Here is a 19599-nt window from a genome sequence, read left to right as displayed (position 1 = left end):
CATACAGATAAGTTCGATGATCCGATTCAATTATTCAACAAGCTTAGCGTAGAGCTGAGCTTTTCTATCCATATAAATGAATATTTATTAATTTTGTTGTATATTTATTTATTGACGCTAGTAAGGGGAGGAGATTAGAATGAACGATCAAAATGCCTATTTGGTATTAAATACAGGTGACGTTTTAAAGGGGAAGTGGCTGAGCAAGCCAATTGAGCAGGAAGGCGAACTAGTTTTTAATACAGCAATGACAGGCTACCAAGAGGTTATGACTGATCCATCCTATGCTGGACAAATTGTTGCACTAACATACCCTTTAATTGGTAACTACGGTTGTAACGATCTAGTAAAGGAAAGTATTTATACAGCTTTAGCTGGATTAGTTATTTCAACACCTTGTAATGATCCAGAACACTATCATTCGGATTATTCCTTAGTTGATTTTGTTGATCGTGCTAATATTCCTGCCTTATATGATATTGATACCCGAGCCTTGACTAAGATCATTCGGACGTATGGTGAAGTCTATGGAAAAATTAGTACTAAACCTGATGATTATCCGAAACAGGAACGGGTCAATCCATTAGTTGTTGAAACGGTATCGGTTAATAAAATGGAATATTACCAAGCAAATGGCACCGTAAACCATCATGTTGTTGTTTTTGACTATGGTCATAAGCAATCAATTGTTGATGCGCTCCGCTCAGTTGGCTGTGATGTAACCATTGTACCCTTTCATACAACCCTGGACACTATTTTAGAGCTTGATCCAGATGCTGTTGTTTTTTCAAATGGCCCAGGGGATCCTGCGAGTTTAAGTGATTATTTACCAACAGTTAAGGCTGTAGCAGAGATGTACCCTTCACTTGGTATTTGTTTAGGTCATCAGCTGATTGCATTAGCTTTTGGAGCTGAGACAACACGTTTGCCGTATGGCCATCGCGGTAGTAATCATCCTGTTAAGGATTTGACTACGGGCAAGGTCATGATTACATCACAAAATCATGGATATGTAGTGAAAGACTCAACGATCAATCAAAACGATTGGGAGATATCCCACCTAAATGTGAACGATCAATCGGTTGAAGGACTAAAGCATAAGTTTATGCCAATACAAACAATTCAATTTCATCCTGAGGCACATCCAGGCCCAGTTGATACCCATTATATCTTTGAAGATTTTATACAATCGTTAAGCATCAAGGGAGAGAAGCAACATGCCTAAATTAACAGAGATAAAGAAGGTCCTGGTCATTGGATCTGGTCCGATCGTGATCGGTCAGGCCGCTGAATTTGACTATGCGGGAACACAGGCTTGCTTAGCATTAAAAGAGGAAGGGATTGAAGTCGTGCTAGTCAATAACAATCCCGCTACAATTATGACTGACGAGAACATAGCTGATCATGTTTATTTAGAGCCCCTAACGCTTGAGTCAATTAGTCAAATTATTGAAAAAGAAAAGCCAGATGGGCTGCTGCCTACATTAGGTGGGCAAACAGGTTTAAATTTAGCGATGGCTTTAACTGAGGCAGGGGTATTAGCGCAGCATAAAGTAGCCTTGTTAGGCACACCACTAGACACGATCGAAAAAGGCGAAGACCGAGAACTATTTAAATCGATGATGAAGCAAATAAATGAGCCGATTGCAGAAAGCTTATCCGTTGAATCTATTGCTGATGCCGTAGCCTTTGCACGACAAATAGGTTATCCGATCATTGTTCGACCTGCCTATACATTGGGAGGTGCAGGTGGAGGGATTGCTAACAATCAGTCAGAGCTTGAACGGATTGTCAAAAATGGTTTACAACAAAGTCCGATTGATCAAGTGTTAATAGAGCAAAGTGTGAAAGGCTGGAAGGAAATCGAATATGAAGTGATGCGAGATGCCAACGATACCTGTGTCATTATTTGTAATATGGAGAATCTCGATCCAGTTGGTGTTCACACAGGAGACAGTATTGTGGTTGCTCCAACTCAAACATTAACGGATCAGCAACATCAAATGCTTAGATCATCTTCGATAAAAGTGATACGGGAGCTCGGTGTAATTGGGGGGTGTAATATTCAATTTGCTCTTAATCCTGACAGTGACGAGTACATTATCATTGAAGTGAATCCACGTGTGAGTCGCTCGAGTGCACTAGCTTCTAAAGCGACTGGGTACCCAATTGCGCGAATTGCTGCAAAGCTTGCCCTAGGCTATCACCTGGACGAGGTGCTTAACCCCATTACGGGTGATACATATGCCAGCTTTGAACCCGCTATTGACTATATTGCTCTAAAAATTCCACGTTGGCCATTTGATAAGTTTTATCAAGCTGACCGAACTTTAGGTACACAAATGAAGGCGACTGGTGAGGTAATGGCACTTGCACGTAACTTCCCAGCAGCTTTAAATAAAGCGATTCGATCATTAGAGATTGGCTTGACCAGCCTGCAGCTTCCAGGTGTTGAGAAGTTATCAGATACAGCGCTTAATCAAGCCTTAGGTGAACCCACAGATCAACGATTGTTTGTCTTAGCTGAAGCCTTTCGACGTGGGTACAGTGTAGCTATTATCCAGAAGATCACAGGAATCACCAAATATTTCCTCGACCAAATTAAATGGCTGATTGATTTTGAATTGAATCTAGCTAAGCAGACGTGGTCGGAAATCAACGCTAATCAATTAAGTCAAATAAAAAAATATGCTGTTTCCAATAAACGATTGGCTGAGCTGTTTAATGTTGAAGAGGAGATTGTTCAGACAAAATGGGATGAACGAAACATTCGAGCAAGTTATAAAATGGTTGATACCTGTGCAGCGGAATTTTCTGCGGATACACCTTATTTCTATAGCTCTTGGTATGAGGATGATGAAGTAGAACCATTAGTGGGTGACAAACGGGTTATCGTTTTAGGCTCTGGACCGATTCGAATTGGTCAAGGAGTTGAATTTGATTATTGTTCAGTCCATGCAGCGCTTGCTCTAAAACATCAAGGCATAGAGGCGATTGTCATTAACAATAACCCTGAAACGGTAAGTACCGATTATAGCACGGCTGATCATCTCTATTTTGAACCACTTAATGCAGAAGATGTGATGCAGGTTGTGGAGAAAGAACAGGCCATCGGTGTTCTTGTCCAATTTGGAGGTCAAACAGCAATTCATTTAGCAGATGATTTAGTTAAAGCAGGAGTTAATGTGATCGGAACTGATCTTGAGCTGATTGACAAAACTGAGGATCGGGCTTTATTTTACCAGTTACTACAACAACTTAATATTCCCCATATTCCTGGCGATGCTGTGATGTCGATAGGCGATGCCAAAGAAACGGCAAAACAAATAGGTTACCCTATTTTAATTCGGCCATCTTATGTCATTGGTGGTCAGGGGATGTTGGTCATCCAATCAGAAAAAGAGTTGGAGCAATACGTAGCGAACCTGTCCAAACAAACCCCATCTTCACGTCTTTTTCCACTATTAATTGATCAATTTGTTGAGGGAATTGAAGTTGAAGTAGATGCGGTCTGTGATGGTGAAGATCTTATCATACCAGGTATATTTGAGCATATTGAGCCTGCTGGTGTCCATTCAGGCGATAGTGTTGCTGTTTTCCCAGCACGAAGTCTATCTAAACAGGAGAAAGAAACGATAACTCAGTATACCCAGAAAATAGCTCAAGCTTTAAAGGTAAAGGGTATGTTAAATATACAATTTGTGCTTAGTCCTGATCGGGAAACGATCTACGTATTAGAAGTCAATCCAAGGGCTTCAAGAACAGTCCCAATTGTGAGCAAAGTGACAGGAGTAAAAATGGTTGAGTTAGCGGTACGTGTTCAGATGGGCGAGCATTTAAGAGATCAAGGATGGGCTCTGGGTCTACATCAGGATATCCCGTTTTATGCTGTGAAAATGCCTATTTTTTCTTCAAATAAATTACCTGGCGTTGATCCGCTCTTGTCACCTGAGATGAAATCAACGGGTGAAGCGATTGGATTGGGCAAAACTGTTGAAGAAGCATTAGCAAAGGCATTTGGTTGGAAGGGAGAGAGCTTACTTCCGGTAACAGCTGGCAAAGGTTTATTTTTATCCTTATCGACTATCGATGATAAATTAGTGCATGCGTTAAAGCATACCAAAGTAGCTCTTTCTGCTACACCAGACACAGCCGATCAGTTAGCTGAATATGGGGTCAATGTAGCTCATGTTTTAACGGTTGAAGAAGCGATTAAGGCGATCGAGAATGAGCAATTTAACCTTATTTGTGATAATCAATCAACAGCGATTCGAGAGCAAGGATTGGTTAATGGAGCTGTTGTATTAAGCTATCCAGAGACTTTAATCGCCTATTTAACCGCATTAGATTATCGTGACATGGATATAGCAACGCTGGCTAGCTATCGAGCAGAGACAAATGCTTTAACTTCAATCAGCAGAAATCTCCCACTTTTATAGTGGTGAGATGAATACCCATATGTATTCCATTCAGCAGGGGCACAGACCCCGGCTGTATAAAGTTAGAGCTTCCAGCGGATGCCACAGACTTTCAACGGAAATATAGCGAGCAAAGTTTGACAAATCGGGGTGCAAATATTTGATATCTGTATACAATCAGGCCGAGTTAGAAGCAAGTAGATTGAGCGTGGCGATGGAATGAGTGGCGGATCAGTATTAAAGCTATCAACAAACATGTGTCGTTTTAACTAAATAATTGAAGTTAGGGGTGTCGTAATGGATCAGCACACACAAATGAAAGGGAAGGATTTTCTAACATTATTTGATTATACTACAGAGGAATTGACTTATTTACTGGAGCTTGCCAAGGAGATTAAGGCTAAGCATAAGGCTGGTCAAAGCTATCAACCACTGAAAGGTAAAGTTTTAGGGATGATTTTTGAGAAATCATCAACGCGTACGCGTGTATCATTTGAAGCAGGTATTTATCAATTAGGCGGAATTGGTTTATTCCTTAGCACGAATGACTTACAACTTGGACGTGGTGAGCCTATCTCCGATACGGCCAAAATTTTATCTGGTTACTTAGATGGTATCATGATTCGTACCTATGCTCAAAAAGATGTGGAAGAGTTAGCGGAACATGCGTCCATTCCCGTTATAAATGGGCTAACCGATGACTTCCACCCTTGTCAGGTATTAGCCGATTTACAAACGATTGAAGAAGTAAAGGGAAAGCTTGCTGGACTCAAACTGGCTTACATTGGTGATGGAAACAACATGGCTCATTCCTTAATGGTAGGTGCAACGAAAATGGGAATGGATTTTAGTACAGCGGCACCACAAGACTACTTACCCCAAGATGCTATTGTACAGAAGGCTCAAGCACTGGCACAAGAGACAGGAACCACGATTACCGTTACGACTGATCCGATAGCGGCAATTAAGGATGCTGATGTTATCTATACGGATGTCTGGGCAAGTATGGGACAGGAGAGTGAACAGGCAGCTCGAGAACAACTATTTGCTAGTTATCAGATTAATGAAGAACTTCTATCACATGCAAAAGAAGATTATCTTTTTATGCACTGTTTACCGGCCCACCGTGGAGAGGAAGTAACAGCTGATGTGATCGATGGTGAACATTCAGTTGTGGTTCAGGAAGCAGAGAATCGCCTTCATGCCCAAAAGGCTTTAATGGTAGTACTATTATCGGACTAGAATAGCAACGCATCAGATCTTGGCAAGATCGGATGCGTTTTTTCGGTGGGCAGCAATAGCTATTGGCAGTGACTTCAACGAACAGCTTATGCTTTTACTATTGTTGTGTGATTTAAATGACGTAACTAAATTTAACATGATTTGTGTTTGTTGGTTGATTGCATATCCAAAGGATAAGTGTAAACTGTGATCAAGGGGTGTGATAAATATGAATAATCAAACTGAAGGAAATCTTGCATATAACCTTGCTAGTCTGCGCAAGCAGAAGCAATTATCACAGGAAAAAGTGGCAGAAGCAATTGGTGTGACACGGCAATCAGTGGCTAAATGGGAAGCTGGTGATTCTGTACCTGACATCGTGCATTGCGATGCATTGTCTAATCTATATGAGGTCTCATTGGATGATTTAGTCCACTTTGATCAAAGAAAAAATGGTGTTCCTGTGCCGCCCAAAGATAAACATCTGTTTGGAACCGTTCAGATCGGAGAAAGAGGACAAATCGTCATTCCGAAAAAAGCACGTGATATGTTTGGGCTAAAACAGGGTGATGCCTTAATTGTTTTAGGTGATTCTAATCCTGAATCAGCTGGTATCGCCTTAATGCCTGAGCAATTTTTTCTTAGCATAGCCAACCACATTATCGAAAATCGTTCAAGTAGGGGTGACAGTAAATGAATATATTATCTGTGCAAGGACTAACTAAGCAGTATCCTTCTTTTACTCTACAAAGTGTCTCATTTTCCCTTTCTTACGGTCGGATCATGGGGTTAATTGGTGTAAATGGTGCTGGTAAAACAACGACACTTAAATCCATATTAAATATGGTCTGCCCAGATGATGGGCAGATTGAAATGCTAGGGCGATCGTTTCCAGACAATGAATTGGCTTGTAAACAAGAGATTGGTGTGGTATTTGGTGGTGTCGATTTCTACCAACACAAAAAGCTTCGTGATATTACAAACGTTACGAGAAGATTCTATACGAACTGGGACGAATCAGCCTATCAAAAATATATGCAGGAATTTAATCTTGATGAGCTAAAACAAGTCAAACAGTTGTCTGCTGGCATGAGAGTAAAATATTCAATTGCCTTGGCACTATCGCATCATGCTAAGCTTCTAATATTTGATGAGCCTACCAGTGGATTAGACCCTGTTTCACGTGACGATTTATTGGTCCTATTTAGGCAGTTAATTAAAGATGGACAGCGTAGTATTTTATTTTCTACTCACATTACTTCAGATTTAGAAAAATGTGCGGATGACATCACATATATAAAGAAAGGCAAGGTACTGGCCAGTGCAGAAAAGGAAAGTTTTATCCAATCCTTTCAGCACCTCAAGGAACCTAGTGATAGTAGGGGATTAACCTTAGAAGAAGTCATGCTGCGTACTGAAAGGGGGAGCAATAATGTTTAACCTGTTATATAAAGAATTGCGACTGGCAGCACATCCAACATTGTTCGTGTTTATGTTAATGGGGATATTAGTTATTGTTCCTGCTTACCCTTATGGCGTTGTTTTTTTATTTGGTTGTTTGGCTCCGTTTATTACGTTTATGTTTGGTAGGGAAACCCGTGATACCTATTATACCGCTCTTTTGCCGATAAAAAAAAGTGATGTTGTTAAAGGTAAATGTTTATTAGTATCGTTTACTCAGTTGACACAATTGCTTATTTCAATACCATTTGCGATCTTGCGTGTTTATATTATTCCAGAGGGGAATCCAGTGGGGATTGAAGCTAATGTTGCCTATTATGGATTTGGACTAATCATATTTGCCATATTTAATCTGATATTTTTTGTTCAATTCTATCAAACAGCATTTAAAGTTGGGCGAACTTTTATTATCGCCAGTGTCCCAGCGGTAATCGGAATATTCATAATGGAATTTTTAGCACATATTCCATCACTTCAATGGTTAGATAGTACAAGTCCTGATATGATGTTTCGACAGTTACCTATTTTAGGGTTAGGTTTGGTGATTTATATCATGGGTATGTGTTATACCTTTAATTTGGCGGCAAGACGCTTTTCTGCTGTAGATCTATAAATTAAATGAGATAGAAAGGGCACAAGATATAGGCATTTATATCTTGTGCCCTTTCTTGATTAAGGAACAATTTCTTATTCGTGATTTCCTTCAAATTGAAACGGATTAACTAATTGCTCTAATTGTTGTGATAAATCGAGTAAGGTAACCCCAATTTGGTAGATTTGTTCCATTTGATTGACTTGCGTTTCACTTGTGGCGACCATTTCCTCTGAACTTGCCAAAGTTTCTTGTGAGATACTTGATAGTTTAGTAGAACCTGATTCAAGCTTTGGGATCACAGCTTCTACGTTCCCCATCTCGTTACCAACTCGAACTAAGACCTCGCTGACTTGTTTAATTTCTTCTAGCAATGATTCGAATTTCGTCTGTGTATTTTCGGCATGTTGGAGGTTCGTTTGACTTTCTTCAAGCATTTGGTCGAATGCTTGAACTGCTGCATCGGTTTTGTTTAACATTTGGTTGATGGTTGAAGCCATTTGATCTGTTGTCGCTTTAGATTGCTCAGCCAAACGGCCGACTTCAGCCGCTACGACAGAGAAGCCTTTTCCAGCATCACCAGCACGAGCAGCTTCAATTGAAGCATTTAATGCTAACAGCTTTGTTTGATCGACAATATCCTCTAATAATGAAATAAGATGATAAACAGACTGTGAGGAGCTGTTAACATTGTGTATTGATTTCGTTGCATACGTAACATGATCTTCGAAATGATCAAGTGTTGCCATTAATGCTTGCATCTGTCTGTTTCCGTCAGTAGCAGCTTGATTCATATCGGAAGAACGAAAAGATGCTTGATGGATTTGTTGTTTCATTCCTTCAATTAGCTTTTGTGTAGAATGAGCCACTTCGGAATTTGAATCAGCTTGAGTTGCAGTTGTTTCGGCTCCTTCCTTTACTCCTGAAAGCGTGTCGATCAATTCACGACTAGCTGCTAAAGTTTGATCAGAAGCTGTCTGGAGTTCAAAGCCTGTTTTCGTAACTTGCTCGGTCGTTTCTTTTATTTGTTTAAGCAGCTTGGTCATTTGATCAATCATTGTATTATAGCTACTCGTTAATGATCTAAGCTCTGGGATAGAGGTACCAAGCTTGGTTATCCGCTTTAACTGACCTTCTCTTACTTGATGCATGGTTTCTTGTATTCGGTGAAGAGGGTTAGTAACACTTCGTACAAACCAAATCGTTATAACAACCGAAAGCAAAAGACTAATGAATGTCACGATAAACGTAAATTTCCCCATCTGATTAATCGCTGTCAAGTAGGTAGCCTCAGGAAGGATAATACCGTAGATGCCATTAATCTCAGGCATGTGTTGAAAGGCGATGGTGTAGGGTTCACCATCAATCTGATGATGTATAATGCCAGTTTTAAGCTCGAGTAATTGTTCACTTAACACGTGATCAATTTCAGGAAGTGAGGACGAACTGGTTTGAAAAGGGATAACATTGTGTTCAGAGATGTAAAAAAAATCTGACGTTAGTCCATCCTGCGCTAATACCTCTTGTTGATCTCTTACGTTACTTTCAAGTTGTTGCATAAAATAATCGTAATCACTTATGTAAACAAAATTTAAATTTGAGGCAATTTGTTGCATTAAATATACTTCTCGCATTAAACGCTGCTCGATTTGATTGACTGTTAAATTTCTAGCAGAATAGTAGGAGGTAACTCCAATTATACTATTAGAGATTAACAGTAATGCCACGGTTAACAATATCAATCGTTTAGGCATGGTGAACCAACTTGAACGCTCTGTAGCTTTTATTTGCATAATGCCTTCCCTCCACATAATCTATATCTCTATCAAAGTATACCGATCTATTATTAAGCGGTTGTTAAATAAGTGTGATAATTAAGTGAACATAACCTATATTTCACTAAAAAACCTAGTTCAGCCCAATATAACAAGCTAGCACTTGCTGAAATAACAATCAAGGTATATGGTAGAGCTAACTAAATAAAAATTAATCGATGAGGTGATCGTATGAAGCGGGCTTTAATTCACATTGACTATACCTATGATTTTGTAGCTCCTCAGGGAAAGTTAACCTGTGGTGATTCGGGTCAAGCTATTGAAGGGCAAGTGTTAAAAATAACAAAACAATTTGTTGAGCAAGGGGATTTTGTCGTCTTCGCGATTGACCGACATGAAGAAAATGACCCCTATCATCCAGAACGTCACTTGTTTCCAGCTCACAATATCGTTAATACAGCGGGGAGAGATTTATATGGACAGTTAGAGCCATACTATCAAGCTATTAAAACGATGGCTAATGTCTATTATCTTGACAAAACACGTTATAGTGCGTTTGCTGGGACTGATTTAGAGATGAAATTACGTGAGCGTGAGATACAAGAACTTCACTTAGTGGGAGTCTGTACCGATATTTGCGTGCTGCATACAGCTGTTGATGGATACAATAAGGGTTTTAAGCTCGTTATTCACAAAGATGCCGTAGCTAGCTTTAATCAAGAGGGACATCAATGGGCACTAGGACATTTTGAATCAGCCCTTGGAGCAACGGTAATTTGACAAAACTTATCTTGAATTGCTATTGGCGATTCCGATCGACTACTGCTATAATTGTGTTTGTGCAAATCTGAATTTGCAACAATTGATTAAAGGATGATTGCATTGACTCAAAGTCATTCGATTAAGGCAGCATTAATGGATATAGTTGGCGAAGCAAATGTTTTAATAGATGAATGGATTCGTAACCATACCTATACTAAATTGGGAGGTAAGGCAGATTATTTTGTCATGCCTACTTCTGTTGAACAGGTTCAAGCAATTGTAAGGTTAGCGAATCGTGAACAAATTCCATTTACTTTGTTAGGAAATGGGTCAAACCTTATTGTTCGAGATGGTGGAATTCGTGGTATTGTCATGAATCTAAAGCAATTAAATGCAATTCGGCACGAAGGTGAGTATATCATTGCCCAAAGTGGGGCACGTATTATTGATACCTCCTATTATGCGTTGGCTCAGTCACTGACAGGACTTGAATTCGCCTGTGGTATTCCCGGAACGGTCGGTGGTGCTCTTTATATGAATGCAGGAGCCTATGGTGGTGAGATTAAGGATTGTCTCTCTGAGGCCGTGGTCATTGATCGATCTGGTCAGATTTTGACGCTACCTGCTACTGATTTAGCGCTGGGATACCGTACAAGTAATATTCCAAACCATGGTTATATTGTGATCGAAGCACGCTTCGCCTTACAGCCTGGTGACCAATCGGAAATTAAGACAATTATGGATGATTTAACCGAACGTCGGGAATCTAAACAACCACTTGAATTTCCATCGTGTGGAAGTGTTTTCAAGCGTCCCCCTGGTTATTTTGCTGGTAAGCTTATCCAAGACAGTCAGCTTCAGGGGAAAGGAATCGGGGGAGCTGAGGTGTCAACAAAGCATGCAGGCTTCATTGTTAATAAAAATGATGCAACAGCCAAAGATTACATCGCTGTAATTGAAATGGTGCAAGAGAAAGTGAAAGAGCAATTTGGGGTCGAACTTGAGTGTGAGGTACGTATTATCGGTGAAGATTAATGATAGATTTGTAACAGAGTGGGATCAATCCTATATTCAATTCGTGTCTCATTTAGTCGTTTTTCAAACAAGTTTAGCTTGCATGTTAGTAAAGGCAAAATGTTAACAAGGAAGTCATTCCATCTAGTAAATTTTAAACGAGTAGAAGTCTCCCGTGGTGAGATAAATGCTTATTTGCATACCATTCAGTGGGGGGTAAACCCCAAGTGAGTAAAGTTAAAATTTCCGGCAACGCCGCAGATTTTTAGTAGATTTTATCGAGCGTTGCTCGATAAAATCCGGGCGCAAATACGCCAAGGCGCTCGCATTTGATTAACTAACGATCAGATGCAATTTGCGACACTAACGAGAAAAGCTGTGAGCGGAAAATCCGCTAAGAGGACTGTTAGGCTAAAATCGCTACGTCCTTGTGGCAATGCCTAGCTGTCTGACATCCTATAAGCCTGTAGCCATGCCCGCAAGGGAGTATGTTTTATCGCAGTGTAACTGGCTGGCTGCGATTACTCGCCCCATCGAAGGGCTTTTGTAAAACTCCCACTTCAAGAAATAGTGAACACGCCATGACTAAGTAGGAGATCCAACAGCCAGTAACGATCTGTTTGGTTCAACTAACGTTTAAGTGGGGGATAGAGGACGCTGACTAAGTTCGCGACGTCGTGTCGCAACGTCTGCACATCCTATGCGTCCGAACCCCCCAATGAACGAAGTTTCACTTTATCTGCGGTGTTACAATGTATTTAAGGATTAAGTCCAAGTTAGTTCCAACCTTACTCTACGCTTATTTAGTTACTCACTTTCCAGCCTTGTTTTAGCATACGTTTTCTTTCACGCAATGCCGAACTCAACCAAACGATAGCTAAGCCAGCAAGTAGAACTGTTGAAAGTAAATAGACAGTCGGCAGTGTAGAGAACTCTAAAATAAGATAGGATAGAAAGGGTCCCATAGCTGCACCGATATCCACTAATATCGTATGAATGGTCATTATTTTTACACTGTTCTCTTTAGCTGCTAAATCAGTAGCAATGGTATCAGTTGTTGTGACGAAAATAGTTGCAGCTAGCTGAAACACAAGTAACATGATGATGAGTAATGGGAGATGCTGGACAAAAGCGATAATAGTAAACAGCAAGGCAATGACCCCTAATAGACTACTGATGAAAATGGCTCGATGCTTAATTCGATCCAATCGTTTACCCACAAAAGGCGCTAAAAAAGGATCCCATCCCCACCTTACGGCTTGAACGATGCTCGCTAAAGCTGCGGAGCTTAAACTGACTGACCATATTATCAAATTAGCTTGATTATTTAATTCAATAATGGGACTAAGTGTAGAAGCAAAGATACCAAAAATAATCAATCCCATTACTAGACTTGTTGCCATGGCGACAAGTTTATTGCTTGACCAGGTCATCGGTTGCTTGTCATGGTTTTTATTTAATTCCCCCTTGCTGCTTGGCACTAGCATCGGTATGAATGGAAGACTGATACATCCTATTAACGTAAATAAAGTGGTCACAAAACGAATAGATACATGACCAATTAGGAACCCTCCTGCAACCATGCCAATTAAACTTCCGATTCCCCAGATACCATTATACATCCCGACAGACTGGCCGCGATTTTGCTTTGTGGTAACTTGCATAATCGTTAAAAAGCCACCTAATCGAAGCATTGACCATGCAATCCCCCAAAGAATACGCATGATAAATAAAAGGCTGAATTGGTTAAAAAATCCATAAGAAAAGGTCGAACATAGGGCCAAGAGCATGGCTATCCATACGCCTGTTCGCAAAGAGTAGTGGCGATAGAAAAGCCCTACAAGTGGATTGATAGGTAGGCGAATAAAGCGGTTAACCGATAATAAGACACCAACCTGCCAAACTGCAGTCAACCCCATCTCGCTCCAGTATAAAGGTAGTATAATCAATAGCATGGCATCACCCATAATGGCAACACCGGTTAAAATGGCTAAGCCAATAATTTTATTTTTACTAGCTCGTTTCACAGCTGTCACCTCCCTGATTCAGCCAATCCCCTATTAGATAACATGCTTGCTGTAGAGCAAGCTGGCGATGAGAAAGGGCGAGGTAGGATTGTAGGGACAGTTCTTCCAAATAAATACGATTTTCCAATTGAAATATACTTCCATAACCAGAAATAGGTTTATCCTCATTACGATTAATCCAACCACGCATTGTTCCTGTTGCTATGCTTTTGCTTCCATCAGGGAATAAAATTGCTATGACACTATGAAAGGCCGCTTTCCGTTTACTTAAAGGATAGTGTTTTAACCTGTCAAAAAGATTTAAGGCTCGTTCACGATCTGACCCAGGGATAAAGCGTGCCGTTTTCACACCTGGAAAGCCCGCTAGTACCTCAATTGATAGGCCGGAATCTTCGCCTATGATAATGTCGTCAGGATAATAGTGTTGAATGGTTTCTGCCTTTAAAAATGCATTTTCAGTAAAGGTTTGTCCAGTTTCCTGGATGTCGGCAATCGTATTGGCGACAAAGCCATGTTCGATAGGTAAATCGGTTAAGGCATGACTGAGCTCTTGTTGCTTTATTTTATTCCATGTCGCTATTCTTAATTTCAATTCTGCATCCCCCTTTACGTAATAGTTTAGCTTTAAAAAAGAGGAAAAAAAGTGTAAACTTAATCTAAAACTATTTCCTCTTTTAAGGGAGGCTTTCATGTTAATTGACCGTTATTATACACTATGTTTAACTTATTCGTTTTCTTATCACCAGCCCATTTCAATAACGATCGCAGATTTAGCTAAGCTATTTTATTGTTCAGAGCGAAATGTCAAAATTATAATCAAAAAAATGCAGGAAAGAGCTTGGATCGACTGGCAAGCAGGTAAAGGGCGCGGTCATCATTCAAGGATTATCCTACGTCTTCCCATTGAAGATGTAATCCTTCAGTATGCTAGGGAATTGGTGGATCAGCATTCGATTGACGAAGCCATTGAATTTATCCAAAGCTATCAGCTTGCCCAAGGAACACTTCAGGCCTTTTTAGTCGAACATGTATTCAATAATTCTTATCGACAGTCCTCTTTGGAGCAAGAAGAACAGGTTCGTTTTCCATCATATCGTCCTCTGGCGATCTTAGATCCTGCATCAGTTAATCGGCGAACAGAAAATCATATCATGCGCCATTTATACGCTTCATTGCTTACCTTTAACCAAAATGAGCCGTATTTTTTGCCTGGACTAGCTCACGCATGGGAGACAAATGCTGATCAATCCAAGTGGTTGTTCTATTTGCGTAAAGATCTCTATTTTCATAATGGTAAGAAATTAATAGCAGAGGATGTCAAGCATAGTCTGTTAAGGCATAAAAATAAGGATTCACCCTATCGTTGGTTTATGAACCATATTGACAAAATAGAAGTTGTAACAACGCTAATCATAAGGATAAGCTGTAAACAGTCGATGCCTTATTTGTTAGATCTATTTGCTACATTAGCGGGTGCAGTTCTTTTAAAGAGTGACGGTCAAATTGTCGGTGCAGGGCCATTTAAAGTCGTTGAAAATACTAAAGATCGATTAAATATAGCAGTACATCAAAGCTACTATGGTACTAGACCATTGATTGATCGTGTTACCCTGTACTTTTTTCCGAAATTATATAACAATACTAAACAAAAAATTGATTCGTCGTTATTTCCGATTAACTTTTATCCCTATCCTTATCAGCGTGATACCAAAAGCTTTAAACAGTATACGGCTATTGATAAGGGTAGCAAAATGCTGACATTAAACGGTAAAACTGGATTACTTTCTAGAGATCATGAATTACGTCAAGCGATATGTCAGGCATTACAGTCACAGCGTTTAATCAAAGATTTAGCAGGGAGTCGTTCGGTACCAGCTACACGAATGAGGAGAGAATTGGAGCAAGTATCTTCGCGTAACCAAACAATAGAACAAGCAGAATCCAGTCTTAATCTAAGCTCATATCAAGGAAAAACCTTGCGATTAGCTAGCTATCACGGTGCAGGTAATGAGCAGGATGGAAATTGGATTCAGGATCGCCTTAAAGAGGTAGGTCTAATAGTAGAACTGGCATTTTTTGATTATCAAGATTTTTTCCAACAGGATTTAACTGCTTTTGATCTTTTACTTAGTGAACAACTAGCAGATGAAAATCCGCTTATCACATATTTTAATACGTTTTTAGGGGATCATAGTGTCCTTAGTTCACACCTTCCGAATAAGACGAAAGCTGACATTGAAACACTTTTCGTCTCAAGTGATTGGGACAGGTTCGAAACGCTAGCCATTCTTGATCAAATCGAAGGACAGCTTGTTACAAATCATTACTGTCATTATTTGTATCGATTAAAACAATATGCAATTTATCCCTCCTATTTCAGGGGAGTCACCATTAATGCGCTGGGTTGGATTGACTTTACTAAACTATGGTTTGCCTCGGACATTTAATTAAGTGCATTTTGTTTTAAATTATGTTAAAATATCAGCAATCGAATAGGAAAATTCTTTTGGGGCAGGGTGTAATTCCCGACCGACGGTGAAAGGTAGCCGCTTTACCTTAAGTCCGTGACCCGGAGCAATTTTTTGCGACGGTGGATTTGGTGAGAATCCAAAACCGACAGTTAAAGTCTGGATGGGAAAAAGAATGATAGATGTAAATCAAGACCTTACGTCTAGTTAAATGCAATTTGTGAATCGAATAACAAACTGCGTTTATTTTGTCTATCCATTAAGCCCTAGATCACATATCTAGGGCTTTTTATCATTTAGGAGGTGAGTTATTGAGAAAAGAAGATTACATGGCTGTGGCATTAAATTTGGCTCAAAGTACAGTGGGACAGACTAGCCCGAACCCGTCAGTAGGGGCAGTTGTCGTCAAAAATGGCCGTATTGTAGGAATGGGCAGTCATCTACAGGCCGGTGAACCACATGCTGAGGTTCATGCTTTAAATCAAGCTGGTGAACAAGCTGCCCAAGCTGATATTTACGTCACTTTAGAGCCATGTGTTCATACTGGAAAAACCCCACCTTGTACAGATTTATTAATCAAGAAAAAAATAAAACGTGTTTTTATTGCGTCCATTGACCCGAATCCTAAGGTAGCCGGTAAAGGTATTAAGCGGTTAAAGGAGGCGGGCATTGAGGTCGAGGTGGGTCTTGGTGAAGCAGAGGCGCTTAAGCTTAACGAGCCATTTTTTTATTATATGAAGCATCAACGTCCATTTGTCACATTAAAAGCGGCAATGACATTGGATGGAAAAATTGCAACTAAAACAGGTAACAGTCAGTGGATTACATCAGATCAAGCACGTGAAGATGTCCATTATCAACGGGCCATTCATGATGCGATTCTCGTTGGTCGTCAAACCATTGCATCAGACAACCCTCAACTAACCGTACGTAAGCCCCAATACGGAAAAAATCCCATTCGAATTATTTTAGCCACCGATTTAGCGATAGCACCAGATCGTCAAATATTAAACGATCTAGCTCCAACATGGGTGGTATGTGGCAGTCAAGCAGACGCCACATCGTTTCAATCACACTATTCACATATAAAGGTCGTCCAGCTTGCCACACCTTATATCGATATCGACGAATTACTTGGTCGACTAGGTGAATTAGGTATTCAATCCTTATATGTCGAAGGTGGAAGCACAGTTCATGCCAGTTTTATCAAAGCCAGAGCCTTTCAGGTATGTCACTGGTATATCGCTCCAAAGCTACTAACAGGCAAACAAGCAATAGGAGTGGTAGCTGGCAATTCACCACTCTTGATGGCTGAGGCACTTGATTTGAAGTTTGAAGCAATTGAACAGCTTGGTGTTGATTTGAAAGTTATTGCTCGACCTAAAAAGGAGGCTAAGTAACTATGTTTACCGGTATTATCGAAGAAAAAGGTATCGTTCGTACCATCCATAAGCAAGGAGCGAGTATGGCTCTAACTCTCGAAGCAAATCAGGTATTAACAGACATAAAGGTGGGAGATAGTATTGCCGTTAATGGTGTATGCTTAACCGTTACTCGATTTAATTCGGCTAGCTTCACTGTTGATGTGATGCCAGAAACCTTTCGTGATACTTCGCTACGTCTATTAACAAAAGGCTCCTTAGTCAATTTAGAGCGTGCCTTAGCTGCTAATGGTCGCTTTGGTGGTCACTTCGTTTCAGGACACATTGATCAGACTGGGATAATAAAAAGCACGTGGCAGGAAGCGAATGCGCACTATATCCGAATTGTCACTGGGCAGGCTGATTTATCCTATCTCGTGAATAAAGGATCAATTACAGTAGATGGTACGTCTTTAACTATCTCTAATGTTAAAGCAGATGGCTTTATTGTTTCCCTTATCCCAGAAACACAGAGGGCAACTATTTTGGCAGACAAACAGCAGGGGGATTTGGTTAATTTAGAGTTCGATCTTCTTGCTAAATACATTGAAAAAATGTTAGTGAAGCAAAAGCAAGCTAATCAAGTGTTGACAAAAGAAACATTATTACAGTCTGGTTTTCCTAGCTAAGGAGGTAATCGAATTGAATACGATTGAACAAGCATTAACAGCACTACGTCAAGGCGAAATGATTATTGTTGTTGATGATGAGGATCGGGAAAATGAAGGGGACTTTGTCATATTGGCGGAACATGCCAGCCCTGAAGCAATCAATTATATGGCAACCAAGGGGAAGGGTCTGATATGCACGCCTATAACTAAACAACGAGCGGCATTTTTAGGGCTAGAACCAATGGTACAGCATAATACCGATTCACATGGTACAGCATTTACGGTCAGTGTCGACTCCGTTGATACGCAGACAGGTATTAGTGCGTTTGAGCGATCTGAAACCATTCAGGCATTAATTAAGGAGGAGGCTGTCGCATCAGATTTTAAGCGTCCTGGTCATGTCTTTCCTTTAATAGCTGAGGACTTTGGTGTGCTGACTCGTCCTGGTCATACAGAAGCAGCTGTTGATCTAGCAAGATTAGCAGGTTCAGTACCTGCTGCAGTCATTTGTGAAATTATCGAGCAGGATGGGACAATGGCTCGCTTACCCTCACTTCAGGCTTTGGCTGAAAAAGAGCATATGCCAATTATTACAATTCAAGACCTAATTAACTATCGCAAGCGTCATGATCTGTTGATTGAAAAAGAAATTGACATTGCTTTGCCGACTGAATATGGCGATTTTAAATTAGTGGCCTATACAGAGAAAGTGACAGGCAAGGAGCATGTGGCACTAATTAAAGGTAGAATTCAACCAGGCGATACGCCGCTTGTTCGAATTCATTCTGAATGTTTAACAGGTGATGTGTTTAGTTCTCAGCGCTGTGATTGTGGCCCACAGCTTGAGCAAGCCTTACGGGATATTGAGCAGGCTGGTACTGGAATTTTAGTCTACATGCGTCAAGAGGGGAGAGGAATTGGCTTAATCAATAAATTAAAGGCCTATCGCTTACAGGAAGAGGGCCTCGATACTGTAGAAGCTAATCATCAGTTGGGATTTGCCGATGACTTACGTGATTACGCGATTAGTGCTCAAATCTTACGTGATCTCGGTGCAGAAGAAATTATCTTGCTGACCAATAATCCAAGAAAAATGACGAGCATGAAGGAGTATGGAATAAACGTAACTGATCGTAAAGCCATTCAAATTGAAGCCAACAAAAATAATGAAAAATATTTAGCGACTAAGAAGTCTAAGCTTGGTCATTTATTAAAGGGTTAAAGGAGAGAGATTATGAAAAAAACATTTGAAGGACGCCTAGTCGGGACAGGACTTAACATCGCTATTGTAGTAGGACGATTTAATGAATTTATTACACGCCAGTTATTAAGTGGTGCGGAGGATGCACTGCGTCGTCACGGTGTAGAAGAAGAGAATGTTTCAGTTGCTTGGGTGCCAGGCGCATTTGAGTTGCCATTAATAGCAAAGACATTGGCGGAGTCAGGGCGCTATGATGCTGTTATTACGCTTGGAACCGTGATTCGAGGTGCAACACCGCATTTCGATTATGTATGTAATGAGGCCGCTAAAGGGATAGCGAATGCTTCTATCTCAACAGGAGTTCCGATTATTTTTGGTGTATTAACCACCGAAACGATTGAACAAGCAGTGGAGCGAGCAGGCACAAAAGCTGGGAATAAAGGGGCTGAAGCAGCTATTACTGCAATTGAAATGGCTGATTTAATTAAGAATTTAGCTTAAAATAAGACCTCGTACCAATCGATGTTATTTCCCAGTATTGAGAATGATATCTGACATAGAGTCATAAGAAAATACACTAAAGGGGCGTTAAGAAGTCATGATCTTCTTAACGCCCCTTTTGAAATGT

General features: G+C 40.3%; 16 protein-coding genes and 1 riboswitch. Of the genes, 13 read left to right on the top strand and 3 right to left on the bottom strand.

Translation table 11 applies throughout. From position 1 onward, the window contains the following. The first annotated feature begins 139 nt into the window (after nt 1-139). From ASE01S_RS02370 to ASE01S_RS02345, 6 genes are all read left to right on the top strand, one after another. Nucleotides 140-1225 (top strand): carbamoyl phosphate synthase small subunit, encoded by a 1086-nt coding sequence (locus tag ASE01S_RS02370; RefSeq protein ID WP_067837680.1) that lies wholly within the window; start codon nt 140-142, stop codon nt 1223-1225. Continuing rightward, the gene (gene carB / locus ASE01S_RS02365; RefSeq protein WP_067837678.1) at nt 1218-4439 is read left to right on the top strand and encodes a carbamoyl-phosphate synthase (glutamine-hydrolyzing) large subunit; all 3222 of its coding nucleotides are present in this window, start codon (nt 1218-1220) and stop codon (nt 4437-4439) included. The genes ASE01S_RS02370 and carB overlap by 8 nt, the downstream gene beginning before the upstream one ends. A 276-nt stretch (nt 4440-4715) precedes the next feature. Beyond that, complete coding sequence (gene argF / locus ASE01S_RS02360; protein WP_067837676.1) at nt 4716-5660, top strand: ornithine carbamoyltransferase; 945 nt, start codon at nt 4716-4718, stop codon at nt 5658-5660. Nucleotides 5661-5868: 208 nt separating this feature from the next. After that, complete coding sequence (locus tag ASE01S_RS02355; protein ID WP_067837673.1) at nt 5869-6336, top strand: helix-turn-helix domain-containing protein; 468 nt, start codon at nt 5869-5871, stop codon at nt 6334-6336. Then, nucleotides 6333-7079 carry an ABC transporter ATP-binding protein gene (locus tag ASE01S_RS02350; protein WP_067837670.1) on the top strand — a complete coding sequence of 249 codons (747 nt, stop codon included), beginning with the start codon at nt 6333-6335 and terminating at the stop codon, nt 7077-7079. Before ASE01S_RS02355 ends, ASE01S_RS02350 begins: the two co-directional genes overlap by 4 nt. Continuing rightward, nucleotides 7072-7713: an ABC-2 transporter permease gene (locus ASE01S_RS02345; RefSeq protein WP_217995632.1), complete on the top strand. Its 642-nt coding sequence runs from the start codon at nt 7072-7074 to the stop codon at nt 7711-7713. Before ASE01S_RS02350 ends, ASE01S_RS02345 begins: the two co-directional genes overlap by 8 nt. Nucleotides 7714-7787: 74 nt before the next feature. Here the strand turns inward: ASE01S_RS02345 and ASE01S_RS02340 are convergent, their stop codons facing one another. Further along, complete coding sequence (locus ASE01S_RS02340) at nt 7788-9485, bottom strand: methyl-accepting chemotaxis protein (protein ID WP_067837665.1); 1698 nt, start codon at nt 9483-9485, stop codon at nt 7788-7790. A gap of 213 nt (nt 9486-9698) precedes the next feature. On the opposite strand from ASE01S_RS02340, the gene ASE01S_RS02335 reads away from it, so the two are divergent. Beyond that, nucleotides 9699-10247: a cysteine hydrolase family protein gene (locus ASE01S_RS02335; RefSeq protein ID WP_067837662.1), complete on the top strand. Its 549-nt coding sequence runs from the start codon at nt 9699-9701 to the stop codon at nt 10245-10247. 102 nt (nt 10248-10349) lie between these two features. Further along, on the top strand, nt 10350-11264 hold the full coding sequence (murB, locus tag ASE01S_RS02330) for a UDP-N-acetylmuramate dehydrogenase (RefSeq protein WP_373277923.1): 915 nt from the start codon (nt 10350-10352) through the stop codon (nt 11262-11264). Between the two features lie 782 nt (nt 11265-12046). On the opposite strand, the gene ASE01S_RS02325 is transcribed toward murB, so the two are convergent. Further along, the gene (locus ASE01S_RS02325; protein ID WP_067837661.1) at nt 12047-13270 is read right to left on the bottom strand and encodes an MFS transporter; all 1224 of its coding nucleotides are present in this window, start codon (nt 13268-13270) and stop codon (nt 12047-12049) included. Next, nucleotides 13257-13862 (bottom strand): non-canonical purine NTP pyrophosphatase, encoded by a 606-nt coding sequence (locus ASE01S_RS02320; protein WP_067837658.1) that lies wholly within the window; start codon nt 13860-13862, stop codon nt 13257-13259. The genes ASE01S_RS02325 and ASE01S_RS02320 overlap by 14 nt, the downstream gene beginning before the upstream one ends. A 97-nt stretch (nt 13863-13959) precedes the next feature. Here ASE01S_RS02320 and ASE01S_RS02315 point away from each other — a divergent pair, with 97 nt between their 5' ends. The 5 genes from ASE01S_RS02315 to ribH all read left to right on the top strand — a co-directional run bounded on the left by ASE01S_RS02315 (nt 13960) and on the right by ribH (nt 19472). Then, a complete protein-coding gene (locus ASE01S_RS02315; RefSeq protein ID WP_067837652.1) occupies nt 13960-15717 on the top strand; it encodes an ABC transporter substrate-binding protein in 1758 nt (585 codons plus the stop codon). A 51-nt stretch (nt 15718-15768) separates the two neighbouring features. Then, a riboswitch (FMN riboswitch) is annotated at nt 15769-15917 on the top strand. A gap of 132 nt (nt 15918-16049) precedes the next feature. Then, nucleotides 16050-17138, top strand: coding sequence for a bifunctional diaminohydroxyphosphoribosylaminopyrimidine deaminase/5-amino-6-(5-phosphoribosylamino)uracil reductase RibD (gene ribD, locus ASE01S_RS02310; RefSeq protein WP_157065128.1), 1089 nt, complete (start codon nt 16050-16052; stop codon nt 17136-17138). A 2-nt stretch (nt 17139-17140) separates the two neighbouring features. After that, nucleotides 17141-17788 (top strand): riboflavin synthase, encoded by a 648-nt coding sequence (ribE, locus tag ASE01S_RS02305; protein ID WP_067837648.1) that lies wholly within the window; start codon nt 17141-17143, stop codon nt 17786-17788. A gap of 13 nt (nt 17789-17801) precedes the next feature. Further along, nucleotides 17802-18992 (top strand): bifunctional 3,4-dihydroxy-2-butanone-4-phosphate synthase/GTP cyclohydrolase II, encoded by a 1191-nt coding sequence (locus tag ASE01S_RS02300; RefSeq protein WP_083511993.1) that lies wholly within the window; start codon nt 17802-17804, stop codon nt 18990-18992. 12 nt (nt 18993-19004) lie between these two features. Then, nucleotides 19005-19472, top strand: a complete 468-nt coding sequence (ribH, locus tag ASE01S_RS02295; protein WP_067837645.1) for a 6,7-dimethyl-8-ribityllumazine synthase — start codon at nt 19005-19007, stop codon at nt 19470-19472. The last annotated feature ends 127 nt before the right edge of the window (nt 19473-19599 follow it).

It is taken from the genome of Amphibacillus sediminis NBRC 103570 (assembly GCF_001552275.1).
GTDB classification, from domain to species: domain Bacteria; phylum Bacillota; class Bacilli; order Bacillales; family Amphibacillaceae; genus Amphibacillus_B; species Amphibacillus_B sediminis.
This window is presented reverse-complemented; position numbering and strand designations above follow the sequence as displayed.